The 20,649-nt window shown below is 71.1% G+C and carries 16 protein-coding genes, 1 pseudogene and 1 riboswitch; of the genes and pseudogenes, 8 read left to right on the top strand and 9 right to left on the bottom strand.

What is annotated here, in order from left to right; all coding sequences use genetic code 11:
- Nucleotides 1-9 precede the first annotated feature (9 nt).
- From murA to fbaA, 6 genes are all read right to left on the bottom strand, one after another.
- Entirely contained in the window at nucleotides 10-1,305 is a 1,296-nt protein-coding gene (gene murA / locus IDM40_RS24045) for a UDP-N-acetylglucosamine 1-carboxyvinyltransferase (protein ID WP_193124340.1), read from the bottom strand.
- A 375-nt stretch (nucleotides 1,306-1,680) separates the two neighbouring features.
- Complete coding sequence (locus tag IDM40_RS24050) at nucleotides 1,681-2,586, bottom strand: phosphoribosylaminoimidazolesuccinocarboxamide synthase (RefSeq protein ID WP_193124341.1); 906 nt, start codon at nucleotides 2,584-2,586, stop codon at nucleotides 1,681-1,683.
- 8 nt (nucleotides 2,587-2,594) lie between these two features.
- Entirely contained in the window at nucleotides 2,595-3,854 is a 1,260-nt protein-coding gene (gene purD / locus IDM40_RS24055) for a phosphoribosylamine--glycine ligase (RefSeq protein WP_193124342.1), read from the bottom strand.
- A gap of 55 nt (nucleotides 3,855-3,909) precedes the next feature.
- Nucleotides 3,910-5,193: an adenylosuccinate synthase gene (locus IDM40_RS24060; protein ID WP_193124343.1), complete on the bottom strand. Its 1,284-nt coding sequence runs from the start codon at nucleotides 5,191-5,193 to the stop codon at nucleotides 3,910-3,912.
- A 195-nt stretch (nucleotides 5,194-5,388) separates the two neighbouring features.
- Nucleotides 5,389-5,805 (bottom strand): DUF3151 domain-containing protein, encoded by a 417-nt coding sequence (locus tag IDM40_RS24065; RefSeq protein ID WP_193124344.1) that lies wholly within the window; start codon nucleotides 5,803-5,805, stop codon nucleotides 5,389-5,391.
- Between the two features lie 96 nt (nucleotides 5,806-5,901).
- Nucleotides 5,902-6,924: a class II fructose-bisphosphate aldolase gene (gene fbaA, locus IDM40_RS24070; RefSeq protein WP_193124345.1), complete on the bottom strand. Its 1,023-nt coding sequence runs from the start codon at nucleotides 6,922-6,924 to the stop codon at nucleotides 5,902-5,904.
- Nucleotides 6,925-7,215: 291 nt separating this feature from the next.
- Here fbaA and IDM40_RS24075 point away from each other — a divergent pair, with 291 nt between their 5' ends.
- Nucleotides 7,216-7,599: a RodZ domain-containing protein gene (locus IDM40_RS24075; protein WP_193124346.1), complete on the top strand. Its 384-nt coding sequence runs from the start codon at nucleotides 7,216-7,218 to the stop codon at nucleotides 7,597-7,599.
- A gap of 37 nt (nucleotides 7,600-7,636) precedes the next feature.
- Here IDM40_RS24075 and pyrE read toward each other — a convergent pair whose 3' ends face one another.
- The gene (pyrE, locus tag IDM40_RS24080) at nucleotides 7,637-8,170 is read right to left on the bottom strand and encodes an orotate phosphoribosyltransferase (RefSeq protein ID WP_193124347.1); all 534 of its coding nucleotides are present in this window, start codon (nucleotides 8,168-8,170) and stop codon (nucleotides 7,637-7,639) included.
- A 66-nt stretch (nucleotides 8,171-8,236) separates the two neighbouring features.
- Between pyrE and cutA the strand changes: the two genes are divergently transcribed.
- Together cutA and IDM40_RS24090 are read left to right on the top strand one after the other, a co-directional pair.
- Nucleotides 8,237-8,596: a divalent-cation tolerance protein CutA gene (gene cutA, locus IDM40_RS24085; protein WP_193124348.1), complete on the top strand. Its 360-nt coding sequence runs from the start codon at nucleotides 8,237-8,239 to the stop codon at nucleotides 8,594-8,596.
- On the top strand, nucleotides 8,593-9,177 hold the full coding sequence (locus IDM40_RS24090) for a hypothetical protein (RefSeq protein ID WP_193124349.1): 585 nt from the start codon (nucleotides 8,593-8,595) through the stop codon (nucleotides 9,175-9,177). Before cutA ends, IDM40_RS24090 begins: the two co-directional genes overlap by 4 nt.
- A 259-nt stretch (nucleotides 9,178-9,436) precedes the next feature.
- Here the strand turns inward: IDM40_RS24090 and IDM40_RS24095 are convergent, their stop codons facing one another.
- The gene (locus tag IDM40_RS24095) at nucleotides 9,437-10,162 is read right to left on the bottom strand and encodes a hypothetical protein (protein ID WP_193124350.1); all 726 of its coding nucleotides are present in this window, start codon (nucleotides 10,160-10,162) and stop codon (nucleotides 9,437-9,439) included.
- A 196-nt stretch (nucleotides 10,163-10,358) separates the two neighbouring features.
- Here IDM40_RS24095 and IDM40_RS24100 point away from each other — a divergent pair, with 196 nt between their 5' ends.
- From IDM40_RS24100 to IDM40_RS24120, 5 genes and pseudogenes are all read left to right on the top strand, one after another.
- Nucleotides 10,359-13,322, top strand: a complete 2,964-nt coding sequence (locus IDM40_RS24100; RefSeq protein WP_193124351.1) for a sigma-70 family RNA polymerase sigma factor — start codon at nucleotides 10,359-10,361, stop codon at nucleotides 13,320-13,322.
- Between the two features lie 194 nt (nucleotides 13,323-13,516).
- Nucleotides 13,517-15,280: an NYN domain-containing protein gene (locus IDM40_RS24105; protein ID WP_193124352.1), complete on the top strand. Its 1,764-nt coding sequence runs from the start codon at nucleotides 13,517-13,519 to the stop codon at nucleotides 15,278-15,280.
- Nucleotides 15,281-15,309: 29 nt separating this feature from the next.
- Nucleotides 15,310-15,858 (top strand): hypothetical protein, encoded by a 549-nt coding sequence (locus IDM40_RS24110; RefSeq protein WP_193124353.1) that lies wholly within the window; start codon nucleotides 15,310-15,312, stop codon nucleotides 15,856-15,858.
- Nucleotides 15,859-16,090: 232 nt separating this feature from the next.
- Nucleotides 16,091-16,281: riboswitch (cobalamin riboswitch) on the top strand.
- A gap of 156 nt (nucleotides 16,282-16,437) precedes the next feature.
- A pseudogene (locus IDM40_RS24115) lies at nucleotides 16,438-18,972 on the top strand (ribonucleoside-diphosphate reductase subunit alpha); the annotation flags it as partial.
- Nucleotides 18,863-20,122, top strand: a complete 1,260-nt coding sequence (locus tag IDM40_RS24120) for a ribonucleotide-diphosphate reductase subunit beta (RefSeq protein ID WP_268959394.1) — start codon at nucleotides 18,863-18,865, stop codon at nucleotides 20,120-20,122. The pseudogene IDM40_RS24115 and the gene IDM40_RS24120, both read left to right, overlap by 110 nt.
- A 108-nt stretch (nucleotides 20,123-20,230) precedes the next feature.
- On the opposite strand, the gene IDM40_RS24125 is transcribed toward IDM40_RS24120, so the two are convergent.
- Nucleotides 20,231-20,557 carry a CU044_2847 family protein gene (locus IDM40_RS24125; RefSeq protein ID WP_193124356.1) on the bottom strand — a complete coding sequence of 109 codons (327 nt, stop codon included), beginning with the start codon at nucleotides 20,555-20,557 and terminating at the stop codon, nucleotides 20,231-20,233.
- Nucleotides 20,558-20,649: the final 92 nt, after the last annotated feature.

The following is a 20,649-nucleotide window of genomic DNA, read 5'->3' on the forward strand; positions in this document are numbered from 1 at the left end:
GTTTACGGCCTAGGAGAAGTTCACGCGCTCCACGTCCGCTCCGAGAGCGGCCAGGCGTGTCGCGAACTGGGCATGGCCGCGGTCCACCAGGTAACCGGGCGCCACGATTGTCTCACCTTCGGCGACCAGTCCGGCGAGGACCAGAGCAGCACCGGTACGGAGGTCGTGTGCGATGACCTCGGCGCCGCGCAGCTCGGTCGAACCGTGCACGATCGCGCGGGTGCCCTCGACCTCGATCTTCGCGCCCATCTTGTTGAGCTCGTCGGCCAGGGCGAACCGGCCGTCGTAGATCGCCTCGTGGATGTAGCTCTCGCCCTCGGCCAGCGTGGCCAGCGCCATCAGCGGCGACTGGAGGTCCGTGGCGAAGCCGGGGAACGGCGACGTGACGGCGTTGATCGGACGCAGCGGCACGGACGGGTCGCGCTGTACGTGCAGGACCGCGCCCTCCTGGGAGAAGCCCACACCCATCTGCTCGAGTTTCCAGCGGGCCACACCCAGGTGGTCCAGGTGGGCGCCGACCAGGCTGACCTCGCCACCGGTGGCGGCGACGGTCATGGCGAACACACCGGCGTCGATGCGGTCGGACATGATGGTGTGCTCGACGGCGGTGAGCTCGTCGACACCCTCGACCGTGATGAGGCCGGTGCCGCCGCCGCTGATCTTCGCGCCCATGGCGGTCAGGAAGTCGATGACGTCGAGGACCTCGGGCTCCAGGGCCGCGTGCTCGATGACCGTGGTGCCCGGCGCGAGCACAGCGGCCATGAGGAGGTTCTCGGTGCCGGTGTGCGACGGGGTGTCGAGGTACAGACGACCGCCGCGGAGGTTGGAGGCCTCCACGTTGATGTGGTTGCGCTCGGCGTCCTCGGTCACCTCGGCGCCCAGACGGGCGAAACCGCGGTAGTGGAAGTCCAGGTTGCGGCTGCCGAGGTTGCAGCCGCCCACACCCTCGATACGGGCCGAGCCGGTGCGGTGCATCAGCGCGGGGACGAAGAGGACGGAGCCTCGGAACTTGGCCGCGATGTCCGCCGGAAGGACAGCGCGCTCGGGGTCGTTGAGCTGCGACGCGTCGATGACGACGGTGCGCTCCTCCTCGTGGAAGGCCACCTTGGCGCCAACGTGCTCAGCGAGCTCCAGTGCGCGGTAGACGTCCTCGATGACGGGGACGTTCCGCAGCACGGTGCGACCCTTGGCCGCGAGGAGCGCGGCTCCGATCATCGGCAGGACGGCGTTCTTCGCGCCTTGGATGAACGCTGTTCCGCTGAGGGGGCGCCCGCCGCGGACGCGGTAACGAACCTCCTGGCCCATGCTCATGTGCTCCTTCGTCAGGCAGATGTGGTGAAAGGTCCACCCTCGTCGGGTTTCGCCTATGTGAGGTGAGACGCGGGTTTCCCCTGGAACGTTGCGACCATCTTGCGCGTGACCTGCGCGGCCAGTGAGCCGGTGACTCGCGATGACCCTATAGCAACGGTTCGCGTGTGACAGACCCAGAACGTGGTATACCCGCGGATCGCGGATGGAGTCCCGGCAAACGGCCAAAGTGGTATTCGTCCGACGGGAAAGACCAGGGATGCCGAACGCGTGGCTACCGACCGGGGGTCGGCGCGCACGACGCACACCACCATACGTGGTCTCGAAAGTGAAACGGCGCCCCCGTGTGCTGAATCACCGCACCAAGGGGACTCACAGAGAGGGTTCGCCGCCGGTCAACCGCCGATGGATCTCGGTGTAACGGCTCAGGGTGCGCTCCACCACGTCGTCGGGCAGCGCGGGCGGCGGGGTCTCCGAGGCGCGGTCCCACCCCGAGGCGTCCGAGGTGAGCCAGTCGCGCAGCACCTGCTTGTCGAACGAGGGCTGCGGCTTGCCCGGGACCCACTCGTCGGCCGGCCAGTAGCGCGAGGAGTCGGGGGTCAGGACCTCGTCGCCCAGCACCAGGGAACCGTCCCGGTCGCGGCCGAACTCGAACTTGGTGTCGGCCAGGATCACCCCGCGCTCCGCGGCGATCTCGCGGCCCCGCTCGTACAGGCGCAGCGTGATGTCGCGCAGCTCCGAGGCCAGGGCCGTTCCGTGCACGGACGCGACGGCGTCGAAGGAGACGTTCTCGTCGTGCTCGCCCACCTCGGCCTTGACCGCGGGCGTGAAGACCGGCTCGGGCAGCAGGGACCCGTCGGTGAGCCCGTCCGGGAGCGGGACCCCGCACACCGTGCCGTCGTTGCGGTACTCGGCGAGGCCGGAACCGGCCAGGTGCCCGCGGGCCACACACTCGACCGGCACCATCTCCAGCGGTCTGCACACCAGGGTGCGGCCCGCCCAGTCGGCGGGCGCGCCCTCGGGCGGGACGTCGGAGACCACGTGGTTCGGCACCAGGTCGCCCAGGCGCTCGAACCACCACAGCGACAGCTGCGTCAGGATGCGGCCCTTGCCGGGGATCTCGGTGGGCAGCACCCAGTCGTAGGCCGAGATGCGGTCACTGGCCACCATCACCAGGAGCCCGTCGGCGGTGGAGTAGAGGTCGCGCACCTTGCCGGTGTGCAGATGTGTGAGGCCCTCGACCCGGACGGGCTCCGGTCTGACCACGAAACCGCTCATGGTGCCCTTCAGTCCTGCAGCTCTGCGGCGGCGCGTTCGGCGATGTCGGTGCGGTGGAACGACCCGCGCAGCTCGATGCGCGAGGCCGCCTCGTAGGCGCGGTCGCGGGCCTGGCGCAGGTCGGCACCGGTGCCCACCACGTTCAGGACGCGGCCGCCGTTGGCCTTCACCCCGCCGTCGGGCGCCCAGGCCGTGCCGGCGTGCAGCACGTAGGCGCCCTCGAGCGCGTTGGCGGCGTCCAGGCCGTGCACGAGGTCGCCCTTGACCGGGTCGCCCGGGTAGTTCTCGGCGGCGACCACCACGGTCACGGCCGCACCCGGCTTCCAGTTGAGCGAACCGATCGCGCCCAGCCCGGCGGTGTCGGTGGCCTGCAGGACGGCGCCGACCGGCGTGGACAGGCGGTCCAGGATCACCTGTGTCTCAGGGTCGCCGAAGCGTGCGTTGAACTCGACCACACGCGGGCCCTTGGACGTCAGGGCCAGGCCCACGTACAGCAGGCCCTGGTAGCGGGCGCCGCGCCGGTTCATCTCCACGAGCGTGGGGCGCACGACCGATCCCATCACCTCGTCGGTGAGGCCGGGCGGGGCCCACGGCACCGGGGCGTAGGCGCCCATGCCGCCGGTGTTGGGGCCCAGGTCGCCGTCGTGGGCGCGCTTGAAGTCCTGGGCCGGCAGCAGCGGGAGCGCGTGCTTGCCGTCGCTCAGCACGAACAGCGACACCTCCGGGCCGTCGAGGAACTCCTCCACGACCACCCGGCCGCCGCACTCGCGCGCGTGGCGTTCGGCGGCCGCGCGGTCCTCGGTGACCACGACACCCTTGCCCGCGGCCAGGCCGTCGTCCTTGACGACGTAGGGCGGGCCGAAGGCGTCGAGGGCCTCGGCGACCTGGCCGGCGTTCCGGCACACCCGCGCCTTGGCGGTGGGCACGCCCGCGGCCTCCATGACCTCCTTGGCGAAGGCCTTGGAACCCTCCAGGCGTGCGGCGTCGCGGTCGGGGCCGAACACCGGGATGCCCCGGTCGCGCAGGGCGTCGGCCACCCCCGCCACCAGCGGCGCCTCCGGGCCGATGACGACCAGCTCGGCGCGGATGCGCGCGGCCAGTTCGGTCACCGCGAGGCCGTCGGTCACGTTGATGACGTGGTTCTCGGCCAGTTCGGAGATGCCCGGGTTGCCGGGGGCACTGTGCAGGTCGGTGATGCCCGGGTCCAGGGACAGGGCTCGGACGAGTGCGTGCTCGCGGCCTCCGCCGCCGAGAACGAGGGCTTTCACTACAGGGGGCCTCTTCGTGCTGGAGGGACTGGTGCGGACTGGGGACGGTCCGGGCTCAGACGAGAGGACGCAGCTGGAGCGTCTCGTCGCGGCCGGGGCCGACACCGATGGCGGAGATGGGAGCCCCCGCCATCTCCTCCAGAGTACGCACGTACGCCTGCGCGTTCTTGGGGAGTTCGTCGAATTCGCGGGCGCCCGTGATGTCCTCGGTCCACCCGTCGAGGTACTCGTACACCGGGGTCGCGTGGTGGAACTCGGTCTGGGTCATCGGGATGTCGTCGTGGTGCACCCCGTCGACCTCGTAGCCCACGCACACCGGGATGCGGTCCAGGCCGGTGAGCACGTCGAGCTTGGTGAGGAAGAAGTCGGTGACGCCGTTGACACGGGTGGCGTAACGGGCGATCGGGGCGTCGAACCAGCCGCAGCGGCGGTCGCGGCCCGTGGTCACGCCGTACTCGCCGCCGTGGGTGCGCAGCCACTCGCCCTCCTCACCGAGAAGCTCGGTGGGGAACGGGCCGGAGCCCACACGGGTCGTGTAGGCCTTGAGGATGCCCACGACCTTCGTGATGCGGGTGGGGCCGATGCCCGAACCGGCGGCGGCACCGCCCGAGGTCGGGGAGGAGGAGGTCACGAACGGGTACGTGCCGTGGTCGATGTCCAGCAGCGTGCCCTGGGAACCCTCCAGGTAGACCGTCTTGCCCTCGTCCAGCGCCTTGTTGAGGATCAGCGAGGTGTCGGCGACGAAGGGGCGCAGTTCCTCGGCGTAGCCCAGGTACTCCTCGATGATGGGCTCGGCGTCGAGGCCGCGGCGGTTGTAGACCTTCGTGAGGAGCTGGTTCTTGTCGTTGAGGGCCAGCTCGATCTTCTTGCGCAGGATCTTCGGGTCGAACATGTCCTGCACCCGCACGCCCTGGCGCGAGACCTTGTCGGCGTAGGTGGGGCCGATCCCGCGGCCGGTGGTGCCGATGCGGCCCTTGCCGAGGAAGCGCTCGCTGACCTTGTCGAGGGCCCGGTGGTAGGGCATGATCAGGTGCGCGTTCGCGGAGATGAGCAGGTTGGAGGTGTCGACCCCGCGCTCCTTGAGGCCGTTGAGCTCCTCGAGCAGCACTCCCGGGTCGATGACCACGCCGTTGGCGATGACCGGGACGACGTTCGGGGACAGGATGCCCGACGGCAGCAGGTGCAGGGCGTACTTCTGGTCGCCGATGACCACCGTGTGGCCGGCGTTGTTGCCGCCCTGGTAGCGGACCACGTAGTCGACCTGGTCGCCCACCAGGTCGGTCGCCTTGCCCTTGCCCTCGTCGCCCCACTGGGCACCCACGAGCGTGATCGCCGGCATTGGTTCTACCTCTTCGCTCGACACCGGAGCCGGGGTGCAACAGGCCCCGAACATGGATGAACCCCTGGCGCAAGGCAGCGACAGGGGCCGTTGCGTATTGAGCGTACACGACCTGCGGTTCCCGGTTAAGAGGAGGTCTGTCCGCCTCTTGCCGCCGGGCAGGTGGGATATGCCGCACGCTCACGCGGTGCGGTCTCAGGCGTTGAGGGCCTTGTCGGCCTCGGCGCTGGACTCGCGCAGGAACGTGGAGCAGCGCTCGGCCTCGGCGGTGTCCCCGATCCGCTCGGAGGCCTGGGCGAGGGCGTGCAGGGCGCGCAGGAAACCGCGGTTGGGCTCGTGGTCCCACGGGATCGGACCGTGGCCCTTCCATCCCGACCCGCGCAGCTGGTCGAGCCCGCGGTGGTAACCGGTGCGTGCGTAGGCGTAGGCGGTGACCGGCTGGTTGTCGGCCAGGGCGAGCTCGGCCAGGCGGGCCCACGCGGCCGAGTAGGAGGGGAAGCGGCCGGCGACCGGCGTCGGGTCGTCGGCGGCCTCGAGGGCCTCGCGCGCCTCCGCGTTGTCGGGCAGGCGCGTCTCGGGCGGCTCGTTGAGCAGGTTCTGGTGCAGGTTCATGCCTTCCATCCTGCCACCGGGCCGGAACCGCACACGCGGACGCCCGGCGGCCGGGGCGGCCGCCGGGCGTCGGGGGACACGTTCGTCCGGGTCGGTCTAGCGCAGCTTGGTGCCGGCCGACTTGAGGTGCTGGGCGGCCTCGACGACGCGGGCGGCCATGCCGGCCTCGGCGACCTTGCCGTAGGCGCGGGGGTCGTAGGCCTTCTTGTTGCCGATCTCGCCGTCGATCTTCAGCACGCCGTCGTAGTTCTTCATGATGTGGTCGACGACCGGACGCGTGTAGGCGTACTGGGTGTCGGTGTCGACGTTCATCTTCACGACGCCGTAGTCGATCGCCTCGTGGATCTCCTCCATGGTGGAGCCGGAGCCGCCGTGGAAGACGAAGTCGAACGCCTTGGCCTTGCCGTACTTCTCGGCGACGGCGTCCTGGGCGTTCTTGAGGACCTCGGGGCGCAGCTTCACGAAGCCGGGCTTGTAGGAGCCGTGCACGTTCCCGAAGGTCAGTGCGGTCATGTAGTAGCCCTTCTCGCCCAGGCCGAGCACCTCGGCGGTGCGCAGGGCGTCCTGGGGCGTGGTGTAGAGCTTCTCGTTGATCTCGCCGACGATGCCGTCCTCCTCGCCGCCGACCACGCCGACCTCGATCTCGAGGATCGTGTTGGCGGCCTTGGACGCTGCCAGGAGCTCCTCGGCGATCTGCAGGTTCTCCTCGAGCTCCACGGCCGAGCCGTCCCACATGTGGGACTGGAACAGCGGCTCCTGGCCCTTGGCGACGCGCTCCTTGGAGATGTCGAGCAGGGGGCGCACGAACCCGTCGAGCTTGTCCTTGGGGCAGTGGTCGGTGTGCAGGGCGACGTTGACCGAGTACTTCTCGGCGGCCACTCGGGCGAACTCGGCGAAGGCGACGGAGCCCGTCACCATGTCCTTGACGGAGGCGCCGGACAGGAACTCCGCGCCGCCGGTCGAGATCTGGATGATGCCGTCGCTCTCGGCCTCCGCGAAGCCGCGCAGGGCGGCGTGCAGCGTCTGGCTGGAGGTCACGTTGATCGCCGGGTAGGCGAAACCCTCGGTCTTGGCACGCTGGAGCATCTCGGCGTAGACGTCGGGGCTGGCGATGGGCATGACTTTGCCTCCCTGGGTTCGGCGGTGTCGTCCAAGTATCGCGAATCCCCGGAGCCGTTGAAAAGGTCTAGACCAAAGTGCCCGGCCTTGTCGGGTTCACGTGAGCTGCGGGGTGTCCGTTCCCTGCGGTTCTTCCGGGGGAGACAGGGGGCGGGATGATCTGTGAAGATGTGACCGAATTGTGTGATCGGTGGGGCTACTGGTCGACTGCTGTCGCTTTTTGCCGTGATACACGCTACATTCGACGCCGTGGGAAGGCATAGGAACGATCCTCGAGGCGTTGGTCAGGTGATGGCCATCGTTGTGGCCGTCGTGCTTTTGGTCGGCATGGTCGGCTTGGGCGTGTTCTTCTTCTACCGGTCACTGCCGTCGACAGACACCAGTGTCAACGCCAACGCCTCCGAGGCATCCGTCGAGGAAGAACGGCCCGACAACCTGGGCGCTCTGTACATCCAGGTCACCGGGGAGTCCAGCAACGTCCACGTCCGGGAGCCCGGCGGCGACGTCCTCCTCGACTACGAACTCAGACAGGGCCAGTCGGTGAACTACACGACCGCCGACGGCGGGCTCGAGGTCACCGTCGAGGACCCGACCGCGGTGGAGGTCTTCGTCAACGGCGAGGAGCGCGACATCTCCGACCGCGACCCGGAGTTCAGCTTCAGCATCGACGGCTGACCCCGGGCCACGGCACACCCCCGGGACGGGACGCCCCTCAGACGTCCAGGTCGGAGACCCCGTAGACCGACCGGTACTCCAGCCCCTGCGAGGCGACCGCCTCACGCGCGCCCCGGTCCAGGATCAGCGCCACGGCGACGACCTCGGCACCCTCCTCGCGCAGCGCCTCGACGGCGGTCATCACCGAACCGCCCGTCGTCGAGGTGTCCTCCAGCGCCAGGACCCTGCGGCCCCGCACGTCCGGACCCTCGATGCGCCGCTGCAGCCCGTGCGCCTTGCCGGATTTGCGCACCACGAAGGCGTCCAGCTTCCGGCCGCGGGCGTGCGCCGCGTGCACCATCGCCGTGGCCACCGGGTCGGCGCCCAGCGTGAGACCGCCGACCGCGTCGAACTCCAGGTCGGCGACGTTGTCCAGCATCACCGAACCCACCAGGGGCGCCGATTCCCCGTCCAGGGTCACCCGGCGCAGGTCCACGTAGTAGTCGGCCTCCTGGCCCGAGGACAGGGTCACCTTTCCGCGGACGACCGCCTTATCGTTGATCTGACGCAGGAGTTCATCACGTTCGCTCATGATGAGTGAGCCTAGAACACCGAGATCCCGGAACGACGCCGGGATCCCAGGTCGTGAGGGGTGACCATGACGAAGTCCGGCGAGACCGTCCGCGCCGACGGCACCGTGCGGGTCGAGACCACCGTCGACACCGAGGACGGAGCCCAACGCGTCGCCAGGGCGGTGATCGAGCACCAGGTCGCCGCGTGTGCCCAGGTCAGCGGCCCCATCACCAGCTTCTACCGCTGGGAGGGCGAGGTGCAGAACGACCCCGAGTGGATCGTGGTGATCAAGACCACCGCCGACCGCCTGGAGACGCTCACGGCCCGCATCCTCGACGTGCATCCCTACGACGTCCCCGAGATCGTCGCGGTCCCCGTCGTCGGCGGCAACCCCGCCTACCTCGACTGGGTGCGCGAGGAGACCCGGGCGGGCGGCACGGCGTGATCGCTGTCTGCCTCCCCCCGCCCCTGGGCACCCCCGGGCGCCTGGCCGAGCTCGCGCCCGAGCTGGCCGAACGCGGCCTCGACCCGGCCGTGGTCGAGGTGGCCGACGACGACCGTGCCCCCTACGCCGCGCGATACGTCGCCCGCGCCAGCCTGGAGACCGGCCGGGCCGTGCCCGCCGGCGACCCCCGCGCACCGCTCGCCCTCGTCGCGGAGGGCGGCGCCGGCCCCCTGCTCGGCGCCGTGGGCGCGGCCCAACGCGCCGCACACCGCCCGGTGTACGCCTACGTGTTGGTCGACGCGTGGCTGCCGCAACCGGGCAGCCCCACCCGCGCCGACATCGCCGCCCGCCAGAGCCCCGAGGGCGCGGCACCCGAGTTGCCGGACGCCCCCGACGGGTACCTCACCGAGCACCTGCCGACCGTCGCCGACTGGCCCGACGCGCCCTGCGGCTACCTGTGCGTGGACCCGGCCTTCGCGCACGTGGCCAAGCTCGCCGGGATGCGCGGGTGGACCGTGCGCGAGGCGCGCCCCGAGCACGCCGGCGCGGCCCTCGCCGAGCTGATCCACGCCCTGCGCTGACGTGGTGGAACGCAACCAGAAGAAGGGGGGACGCGCCGGCCTCCCCATTGCCGGCGCGTCCCCGGGCGCCCCGGGGCGCCCCTCTCCGGAGGGCTCACGGGCCGCCCCCGACGGGGCCAGAGGGCCCGGAGTCGCGCTCCGGCGGGGCCGGCCCCCGTTCCTCTCCCCTCACGGGAACGGCGGCCGGCTCGACCGTCCGGTGCGGGGTCCCGCTCCCCTCGTTGCGGGCCCGCGCGCCGCACCGGACGGCGCTTGTGGGTCAGGTGCCTGCCAGGATGTCGAGCAGGGTCACCGCCTCCCGGTGTGTGGCGGGCAGGGACACTTCGCACACCGACGCGCCCGCGTCGCGGCACGGCCCGGAACGCAGGGCCGACACCTCCGCGGCCGTCGTCGGGGCTGCGGGTACCAGGGCGGCGACGCGGCCGCGCGAGAGCACGCACACCGATTCGCCGCGGGTGAAGAAGCGGCCGAGCTCGTGCCCCAGCACGATCAGCCGCGCGGCGCGCCGCCACGGGTCCAGGCCGGCGGCGAGCGAGACCACGAGCAGGCGGTGGCGCGCGGCCGCGGGCTCGGCCTCCTCGGGGCAGCGGTAGAGCTCGGCCAACCGGGTGCGCAGGTAGGCGGCGTTGGCCAGGCCGGTGAGCGGGTCCTGGCACGTGTCGGCTCCGCGGCCCGCGTCGGTCCACCCCTCGGCCAGGGCACGGAGGAGTTCCAGGGGTGGTGTTTCCCACCCGGCCACGTCCGTGAAGGCGGCCAGGTCGATCATGCTCTGCCCCACACCGATGCCGCCGCGGGCCCGGGCGGCCCCGAGGCGGGTGCACGGTCCGGTCAGGTCCCGGCCGTCGTCGTGCGCGGCGCACACCGCGTCCACGGCTGGGGTCCACCAGTCCTCCGGCGGGTCCCAGCCCCGCGCGCGGCTTCGGCGCCCCCACGGAGCGCGCAGATCCAGGGCACGGGTCCCGGTGTCCACGTCTGTCTCGCCCACGTCAGTTCCCCCAGGTCGTTCGGTCACCTCGACGGCCCCGTCGAGGCCCTCCGTCACACGACTTACGGAGATCGGTGGCGGCTATGACGCGGATGCGGGATATTTTTCCGAGTAAGTTGTGCACGGGCTCCCTCGCCCTGTGCCGACCGCCCGTCTCCCGGTCTGCGGAGGGCTCCCCCCGAAGAAAGGACGTTGGGTGACCGACGCCCGAGGCAACGACACAGAGACACTCGTCGGTGACGCTGAGCTGATCGCTCAGGTACGCGACGGGGACACCGGGGCCTACGCGGTTCTGTACGAACGGCACTCGGCCGCCGGGCGCGGACTGGCACGGCAGCTCCTGCGGGGCGACGCCGAGGTCGACGACGCCGTGGCCGAGGCCTTCACACGTGTGCTCAGCGTGATCCAGCGCGGCGGCGGCCCCACCGATGCGTTCCGCCCCTACCTGCTCACCGCCGTGCGCAACGCGGCCCACGACCGCGGCCGCGGCGACAAGCGGCAGGTGGCAACCGAGGACATGGAGAGCGTCGCCCCGGGTCAGCCCTTCGTGGACCCGGCGCTGGAGGGCCTGGAACGCTCCCTCATCGCGCGTGCGTTCCTGTCGCTGCCCGAACGCTGGCAGGCGGTGCTGTGGCACACCGAGATCGAGGGCGCCAAGCCGGCGGAGGTCGGCCCGCTGCTCGGGATGAAGGCCAACAGTGTCGCCGCGCTCGCCTACCGTGCCCGCGAAGGGCTGCGCCAGGCCTACCTCCAGATGCACCTGGCCGGCGGCGCGGCACCCCAGGCGTGCCGTCCCACCATCGACCTGCTCGGTGCGTACGTGCGCGGAGGCCTGGCCAAGCGGGAGAGCGGCCGGGTCGACACCCACATGGACGGTTGCGGGCACTGCCGCGAGGTCTACGCCGAGCTCATGGACGTCAACGTCGGGCTGCGCGGGATCGTGCTGCCCCTGTTCGCCGGGTCCGGGGCCGCCGGCTACTTGGCGGCCGGTCCGGGCGCGGTCGGCGGCGCGGGCTGGAACCGCATGTCCAAGGGACAGCAGCAGGCCTCGGCCGGGGGAGTGGCGGCCGCCGCCGTCGCGGCCGCGGTCGCCCTGGCCCTGGTCAGCGCCGACGAACCGGTCACCCAGGACACACCCTCTGCCGCGGCGCCCGAGGCCCCGCCCGCCGAGGAGGACCCGCCGGCGCCGGACAGCCCCGACGACCCCGATGCCCCTGAGGACCCCGACGATCCCGACGACCCGGACAGCCCGGACGCCCCGGACGCCCCGGACGCCCCGCCGGAGGACGACGACGAGGAGCCCGCCCCGGACGACCCCGCGGCCCCCGACGACCCGGACACCCCCGACGACCCGGAGGAGGAGCCCGAGCCGCAGGAGGCGGTTCTGCCCGCCGACGTCCCCGAGGAGGACATCCCCGTCGACGACGAGTTCCCGGCCTTCGCCGCCGGGGTCGACCCCGTGGGCTCCCTGCTCCAGGGCTCCGACGGGATCATGGTCCTGGACGTGCGCAACATCGGTCAGGCCACCGCCGACGACGTGATCGCCGACTTCACGCTCCCGCCCGGCGTGACCCTGGTGGAGGCCGGCGGCGCGGGCAGCGCCCTCCCGGCCTCGTCGGGCACGGGCGACTGGAGCTGCTCGTCCGGGGGCGGCGGCGAGGGCACGTGTGTGCTGTCCGGGCTCGGCGAGGGGGAGAACGCCACCCAGTTCCTGGACGTGCGTGTGGACCAGGGCGCGCAGACCGACGTTCCCGGCTCGGTCACCGTCAGCTCGGGTGAGGTGAGTACGACCGTCGACGGTGAACGCGGTGTGGCCACCGAGGGTGTGGCCGCGCGGTACGCCGCCGCCGGACAGGTCAGCTCCGATGCTGTGGGCAACACCCTCATGACCTGCGTGGAACCGGAGAAGCCCGAGAAGCCCGAGCCCTGGTGGCCGTGGCCGCTGCACGGGTGGAGCCACCCCGGCGTCCCGGAGGGGCCCGACGCCCCGGAAGCCCCCGAGGACACCGAGCCCCCGGCCGAGGACACCGAACCCCTGCCCGAGGACACCGGGGACCTCAGCCGGGCCCCCGCCGACCCCGGCGACGGGGAACAGGGCACGGACCCGGAACAGGACCCCGGCGCCGGCCTGCCCGGGCTCCCGGACACACCCGAGACGCCCGAGCTCCCCGGCCTGCCCGACCCCGGTGACGGATCCGGCCCCGAGGAACCCGACCCCGGCGACCCCGACGCGCCCGACGGCGAACCGCCCGCGGAGACCCCCGATGCGCCCGACGCCCCGGAGGCCCCTGAAGCGCCCGAAACACCGGAGGCCCCTGAAGAGGACGCCGACCCGGACACCGGTCACCCCGGCCCCTGCGCCGAGGCCCGCGAACGCGGCGGCGAACACCGCGACAACGACCACTTCGAGATGGAGCCGCTCGACCGCGACCACGACCCCACCACGCAGGCGTCCAGCTCCGCGCAGTGGGAGATGCCCGAGGGCGGTTCCGTGCTCTGGGCCGGGCTCTACTTCTCCGGCGCCGGAGAGCCGTCGGCCCCCACCGCCCGGGTCAAGGGCCCCGGCATGGCCTCGTACACGACGGTCCCGGCGGCCGAGCACGACACCGCCGAGCTCCCCGGGTACGGCGCCTACCAGGCCTTCGCGGACGTCACCCCGATGGTCGCCGAGCACGGCGCGGGGGAGTGGTGGGTCGCCGACGTCCCGCACCTGGAGGGCACCGGGGTGCACGCGGGGTGGAGCCTGGTCGTGGTGCTCGAGGACCCCACGGTGGACGTGCACAGCCAGACTATGGTCATGGACGACACCGTGACCGTCTTCCAGGGGGCCTCCGACGCCCACTTCCCGGTGTCCGGACTGCTGCCGGGCTCGGTTCCGGGCGACCTGAACGCGGTGGCCTGGGAGGGTGACGCGGATCTGGGCGGGGACCAGGTCACCGCCGGCGGCACACCGTTGGCCCCGACCGACGGCCACCACGGCAGCGCGCAGAACGCCTTCGTCTCGTCGTCGCGTGGTGCGGTCGGCGACCCCTTCACCTTCGGGACGGACGTGGTGCGATTCGACCCCGTGGTCGGGCGGGATACGGATATCCGAATCCGGTCGGATCAGGACGCGGTCCTGGTGGGCGCGATCGCCCTGGACGCCCCCATGCGCCGCTGATCCGGGGGCCGAGGTCAGGGGCGGGTTCCGACCGGGGCCCGCCCGCTCGCAGCACACCCCCGAAAGGCAATCCGAGGGTAGTCGGACCGTAACTGTGTGTATTAAGAAGCGGCACGCAAAAGCATACAGAGTTGGCTAGGCTGAGCCCCGGTCATGGAGATGACCCCTCAGACGAAAGGGAAGGGGGCGGTGTCGTGGACCGCTGCGCGTTGTTCGTCGACGCGGGATACCTTCTCGCGGACGGCGCGATGGCCGTGCACGGAACCCGGAACCGGGGCTCCGTATCCTGGGACTACGCCGGACTCGTCCAGTTCCTCAACGAGGTGGCCCGCGACCGTACCGGTCTGCCGCTGCTGCGTTGTTACTGGTACGAGGCGGTCGCCGATGAGCGGCGGTCCCAGGAACAGGACGGCATCGCGGACATCCCCGGTATCAAGTTCCGGGGAGCCAGGATCAGACCCGGGCGCCGTGAGGGCGTGGAGAGTTACGTCCAGCGCGACCTGACCACCCTCGCCAGGACCGGGGTCCTGTGCGACGCCGTACTGGTCAGCGGGGACGAGGACATGTCCTCCGTGGTCGCCGACGTCCAGGACATGGGTGTCCGTGTCACCGTCGTGCACATCTCCGTGGAGGGGAACTGGACCATCTCCCGAGCCCTGCGCCGGGAGTGCGACGACCTCATCGAGATCGGCGCGGGCCACCTCCGCCCGCACGTCGAGCTCCTCGACGGCGGTGCCGCGTCCCAGGAAGAGGCGGCCAAGACCACCGACGCCTTCTCCACCGGCCGCCGCGCCGCACCCGAGACCCCCCACCAGGTCGCCGGCGCCTCCGCCGGTGAGCGGGTCGACCCGGCCACGCCCTCCACAGGCGGGCTCGAGGCCATGTTCGCCGGCACCGGCGGGACCCCTGCCCCCCAGGGCAGCGCGATGGACCAGCTGCGTGCCATGCGCCGCTCCATCGCCGAGCAGCGCGGCGGTGACCACCTCGCCGGGCCTGCCGAGGGCCGGCCCTCGGGCGGGATCGACGCCAACGGGTTCCCCTCCGGCCGGCAGATGCCGGTCGCCGGGACGGGTGCCTACCCCGGTGCCTCTCACCCCGACGCGGGCCGCCCCCAGCAGCCCCCGCAGCACCAGGGTCCGCCTCAGCACCAGGCACCCCCACAGCAGCAGGGGCCTCCGCAGCACCAGATGCAGCAGGCTCCCCCCGGGCACCCCGCTCCGCCGGGACAGGCACCGGCCGGTGCGCAGCCCGGCTACGGCTCCACCGGCGGGCAGCCCTCGATGCAGGGCATCGACCCCAACGGCTACGGTGCCCCCGGGCGCCCGCCCCACGGTCGTCCGATGACCGGGCCGCAGCCGCCCTATCAGCAGGGCACGGGGCCCCAGCCCTCGTTCGCCGCCGGGACCGGCCCCCAGCCGTCCTTCGCGGGTGAGGCACAGGCCGGGCACGCGCCACCGCCCAGAGACTCCCCACCGCCACCGCAGGATCCGCGGTTCGGTACCGGGGAGAACCCCGGATACGGGGGTGCGGCCGACCCAAACCCTACCTATGGGACCAGTACGGCAACTGAGGCCGCCCACGGCGGCGGGCCCACCCCACCGCACGGGGTGAGGCCACCGACTGGTCCCGAACACGACGCCGGTTTCGGCCCGCCCGTTCACCAGGAATCCGGGTCCGCTCCGGGATATCCCCAACACGGGAGGGCCGCCGCGCATACCGTTGAGGATGCGGTGCACGTCGCGCACGAAGAAGGAAGCGGCTTCGCGGAGTCGATCGCGCGCGAGGCGCCCGCCCTGTGGGTCGAGGCCGTCCTCGCCCGCAGGCCCCGGATGCCCTCCGACCTGGAGGCACGTCTGCTCCAGGGGTCAGCACTGCCGGTCGACCACCTGTTGCGCGACGAGGTCCGGGAAGGACTGCGTCAGGGGTTCTGGCAGGCGCTGGAGCGTGCCAGGCCCTGACCCCGGTGTGTGTGGAGTGCGAGGAGGGCATGGGGGCGATGCGCGTGACCCACGTGACGACGGCCGAACTCGACCGTTTGGAGTTCGACGCCGTTCGGTCCGGTGAGCACGGCAGGGTCGCCGCGCAACTGCACGACCTGGCCAACCGCGCCGATGCCGGAAGCGAGATCACCCGCGCCGAACTCTTCGTGCGCGCCGGTGAGCAGTGGGAGATCGCCCAGGAGTACGAGCGCGCCTGCGCGGCCTACCAGCGCGCCATCGACGACGGCGGGCGCACCGTCATCGACCCGCGGGCCCTGTGCGCCGGGGCCCTCCTGCAGATGGATGAGACCGAGCGCGCCCACGCCCACCTGCAGCGACTGGAGAAGGACGTCCTCGACGGTCTGCCCACCTACCTGCACATCGCCGAGGTGCTGTACGCCCACGGCGACCTCGAGGGCGCCGAGTGGTGGGCCACATCCGGCGCGCGCAGCCGCCACCGCGGCGGGGACGACCTGTTCGAGGAACTGCTGCGCATCAGGTTCCGGATCCGTTCCGATCTGGGGCTGGACGAGGACGATCTCGACCGCTCGATCTGAGTGCCGCGGCCGCTCGTTGCGCGGCCGGACCCGGACACCGTGCTCTCCCGGCCGCCGCACGCCGGTGCGGGTGCGCCGATCGGGTGCGCCCGGTCTGATTGAATGGGGCGCCCTTCCCCGCAGGCCTGCGCCCCTGTTTCCCCTTGCCCGGAACCCGGTGTGTGAGATGTGCCGGGCGGATCGGTGACACGCGATCATCTTGCGGTGTTTCAAGCTCCCCTCCCCCAGATGTAGTATCTGACCCGCCGATGGTTCACCCCGAGTGGGTGAGGCAAGAGGGAACCCGGTGAGAGTCCGGGACTGCCCCGCAGCGGTGAACGGGAACGAAGGCCGTCATAGGCACTGGGTCCGCACGGACCCGGGAAGCGACGGTTGTGTAGGACGCCCGTGAGTCCGAAGACCTGCCACCGGTGCACGCGTTCGACGCGTGCGACGCTGGGGGCTTCGAGGGCGAGCTCACCGCGACCACACCGGTCCCCACGACCGCTGCGCCCCGGGCGCACGAGGTCCCGCCGGTGTGTGCGCGCTTTCTCCTCGTCGGTCCCCGCAGGGACACCGATACGAGGTTGGAGCCGCTCTATGACCCTTGACGTCCAGGCCGCGCCCGAGGCCGCCGGGACCGCCGCGCCCCCCGCGGCCGTCGACCGGATCGAGAGCGTCGTGGCCGAGGCCTGTGCGCGGTTGGCGGGGGCCTCCGCCGACCGGGTGCTCGCCGAGGCCCGCCGCGGCTTCTTCCCGGGCATCTCCGACGACGAGGTCGAGCTCGCGCTGGTCATGGCGGCCCGCAGCTTCGTCGAGGCCGACCCCGACTACTCCTTCGTCGCGGCACGCCTGCTGCTGGACAAGCTCCGCCGCGAGGCCCTGACCCATGTCGCCGGCGCCCCCGACGCCGCCGGCCAGAGCGAGATGGCCGTGCGGTACCAGGGTTACCTCGCCGCGTACGTGCGCAAGGGCATCGCGCTGGGCCAGCTCGACCCGGAGCTCGCCCGTTTCGACCTCGACCGCCTCGGCGCCGCCCTGCACGCCGACCGCGACGAGCAGTTCACCTTCCTCGGCCTGCAGACCCTGTACGACCGGTACTTCCTGCACGACGACGGTGTGCGCTACGAGCTCCCGCAGGCCTTCTTCATGCGGGTCGCGATGGGGCTGGCCCTCAACGAGGACGACCGCGACGCGCGTGCGATCGAGTTCTACGAGCTGCTGTCCTCGTTCGATTTCATGGCCTCCACCCCGACCCTGTTCAACTCCGGGACCTCGCGCGCCCAGCTGTCGTCGTGCTTCCTCACCACGGTCGGCGACGACCTGGGCGACATCTTCCACGGCATCAGCAACAACGCGAAGCTGTCGAAGTACTCGGGCGGGCTCGGCAACGACTGGACCCCGGTGCGCGGCCTCGGTTCGCACATCCGCGGCACCAACGGCAAGAGCCAGGGTGTGGTGCCCTTCCTCAAGATCGCCAACGACACCGCCGTCGCCGTCAACCAGGGCGGCAAGCGCAAGGGTGCGGTGTGCGCGTACCTGGAGACGTGGCACATCGACGTCGAGGAGTTCCTCGACCTGCGCAAGAACACCGGTGACGACCGGCGCCGCACGCACGACATGAACACCGCGAACTGGGTTCCGGACCTGTTCATGCGCCGTGTCGAGGAGGGCGGCGAGTGGACCCTGTTCTCCCCGGACGAGGTCCCCGAGCTGCACGACACCTACGGCCCCGCCTTCACCGAGGCCTACGAGCGCTACGAGGCCGAGGCCGACGCCGGGCGGCTCCGCGTCTTCAAGCGGGTGCCGGCCGTGGACCTGTGGCGGCGCATGCTCACCATGCTGTTCGAGACCGGCCACCCGTGGATCACGTTCAAGGACCCCTCGAACCTGCGCTCGCCCCAGCAGCACGCGGGCGTGGTGCACTCCTCCAACCTGTGCACCGAGATCACGCTGAACACCAGCGCCGACGAGGTCGCGGTCTGCAACCTGGGCTCGGTCAACCTCGCCCAGCACGTGGGCCCCGACGGCATCGACCGCGAGCGCCTGCGCCGGACCGTGCGCACCGCCGTGCGGATGCTCGACAACGTCATCGACGTGAACTTCTACACGATCCCCGAGGCCGAGCGCGCGAACATGCGCCACCGCCCGGTCGGGCTGGGGCTCATGGGGTTCCAGGACGCGCTGTTCCGCCTGCGCCTGCCGTTCTCCTCCGAGGGCGCCGTGGACTTCGCCGACGAGAGCATGGAGCTCATCAGCTACCACGCGATCGAGGCCTCCTCCGAGCTGGCCGGTGAGCGCGGCTCCTACGAGAGCTTCGACGGGTCGCTGTGGAGCAAGGGTGTGCTGCCCATCGACTCCCTGGAACTGCTGGACGAGGCGCGCGGCGGCGCCCTCGAGGTCGACCGCGGCACGACCCTGGACTGGGACACGCTGCGCGAGCAGGTGCGCGAGCGCGGCATGCGCAACTCCAACGTCATGGCGATCGCCCCGACCGCGACCATCGCCAACATCACCGGCGTCAGCCAGTCGATCGAGCCCGTCTACCGGAACCTGTTCGTGAAGTCGAACATGTCCGGCGACTTCACGGTCGTCAACGAGTACCTGGTGCGCGACCTGCGCGACCGCGGCCTCTGGGACGAGGAGATGGTCTCCGCGCTGAAGCTGCACGACGGCAGCCTCGGCGAGATCGACCGTGTGCCCGAGGACCTCAAGGCCCTGTACGCGACCGCCTTCGAGGTCGACCCGACCTGGATGGTGGACGCCGCCGCCCGCCGCCAGAAGTGGATCGACCAGGCCCAGTCGCTGAACCTGTACATGGCCGGTCCGAGCGGCCGCAAGCTCGACAACCTGTACCGCCGTGCCTGGCGTTCGGGGCTCAAGACCACGTACTACCTGCGTTCGCAGAGCGCCACCCACGTGGAGAAGAGCACCATCAAGGGCACCGACGGCCGCCTCAACGCGGTCTCGGCCACCCCCGAGCCCGCCGCTGCACCCGCGGCCGCGCCGTCGCCGGGCCCGTCCCCTGCGCCCTCCCCGTCCCCGAGCCCGTCGCCGCGGCCCGCCCCGGCTCCGGCCGAGGACGAGTTCGACGTCGACGAGGACCAGGCCTGCGCGATCGACGACCCCGAGTGCGAGGCCTGCCAGTGACGGCCGGTCCGTCGCACGCGAGCCCGCAGACCCCACGCAAGGATCGGAACACCACCTCATGAGTACAACGAACACGGTCGACGCCGGCACCGGCCTCGGTGAGATCGAGAGCGGCGCCGAGCGCGTCGACGTCGGCGACAAGGCGATGATCAATGCCCGCGCGGACGTCAACCAGCTCCTCCCGCTCAAGTACACGTGGGCGTGGGACAAGTACCTGGCCGGGTGCAACAACCACTGGATGCCGACCGAGGTCGCCATGCAGGCCGACATCGCGCTGTGGCGGTCCGCGGACGGGCTCACCGAGGACGAGCGCCTCATGCTCAAGCGCAACCTGGGTTTCTTCGCCACCGCGGAGTCCCTGGTCGCCAACAACATCGTCCTCGCGGTCTACCGGCAGCTCACCAACCCCGAGTGCCGCCAGTACCTGCTGCGGCAGGCGTTCGAGGAGGCCGTGCACACGCACACCTTCCAGTACATCTGCGAGAGCCTCGGCCTGGACGAGGGCGAGCTCTTCAACATGTACCGCGAGGTCCCCTCGATCACGGCCAAGGACTCCTGGGCGCTGAAGTACACGCAGAACCTGGAGGACCCCGAGTTCTCCACGGGCACGCCCGAGGCCGACCAGGCGTTCCTGCGCGACCTCATCGCGTTCTACGTGATCTTCGAGGGCATGTGGTTCTACACCGGGTTCGCGCAGATCCTGTCGCTGGGCCGCCGCAACAAGATGGTGGGCATCGCCGAGCAGTACCAGTACATCCTGCGCGACGAGTCGATCCACCTGAACTTCGGCATCGACGTGATCAACCAGATCAAGATCGAGAACCCGCACCTGTGGGGCGAGGAGTTCCAGGCCGAGGTCCGCCAGATGCTGATCGAGGCCTGCGAGCTGGAGATCGCCTACGGCCGCGAGACCATGCCGCGCGGCATCCTCGGGCTCAACTCCGAGCTGTGCGAGACCTACATGCGCTTCATCACCGACCGCCGGGCCGAGCAGATCGGCCTGGCCCCGATCTTCGGGCAGACGGAGAACCCGTTCCCGTGGATGTCGGAGGTCATGGACCTGCAGAAGGAGAAGAACTTCTTCGAGACCCGCGTGATCGAGTACCAGACCGGTGGCGGCCTGGACTGGGACTAGGTCACGCGAGGGAGCCTGCGTAGGGCTTCGAGGGGCGTCGAGGACCGGTTCTCCCCGGAACGGTCCCCGGCGCCCCTTCGTCGTGTCCGGGGTCGGGCCGGGGCGGGCTCAGCTCCCCGACCAGGTGAGGGTGACCTTGAAGGTCGCCTCGCCGTTGCCCTTGATGATCACGGCGTCGGCCTCGGCGCTCACGCTGAGCCCGAACTCCACCTCCGCTCCGGAGGGCCCGCCGGGGATCTCGGAGAAGCCGTTGATCTGCTCGGAAACGGCCTCGGCGACCTTGCGAATTCGTAGGAGGACGTCGTCGAGGTGCTTTTGCCCGGTGGCGTCACCGGGCTGTTTTCCCACGTTGTGCGCCCCTTGCCTGCGCGGTTGTGCGGGTTCGATCTTGACGGTGGTTCCGTCGTCGGTGACGAAGTCGATCGCATTGTTCACCGGAGCACCTCTGGTGTGGTTTTATCGCGGACTTCCGTAATTGTCCGGTTGGAACGTAAAATGGTGGGATGTGCCGTCAAGCGTCGGTCGTC

Source organism: Nocardiopsis coralli, assembly GCF_014892575.1.
Lineage (GTDB): Bacteria > Actinomycetota > Actinomycetes > Streptosporangiales > Streptosporangiaceae > Nocardiopsis > Nocardiopsis coralli.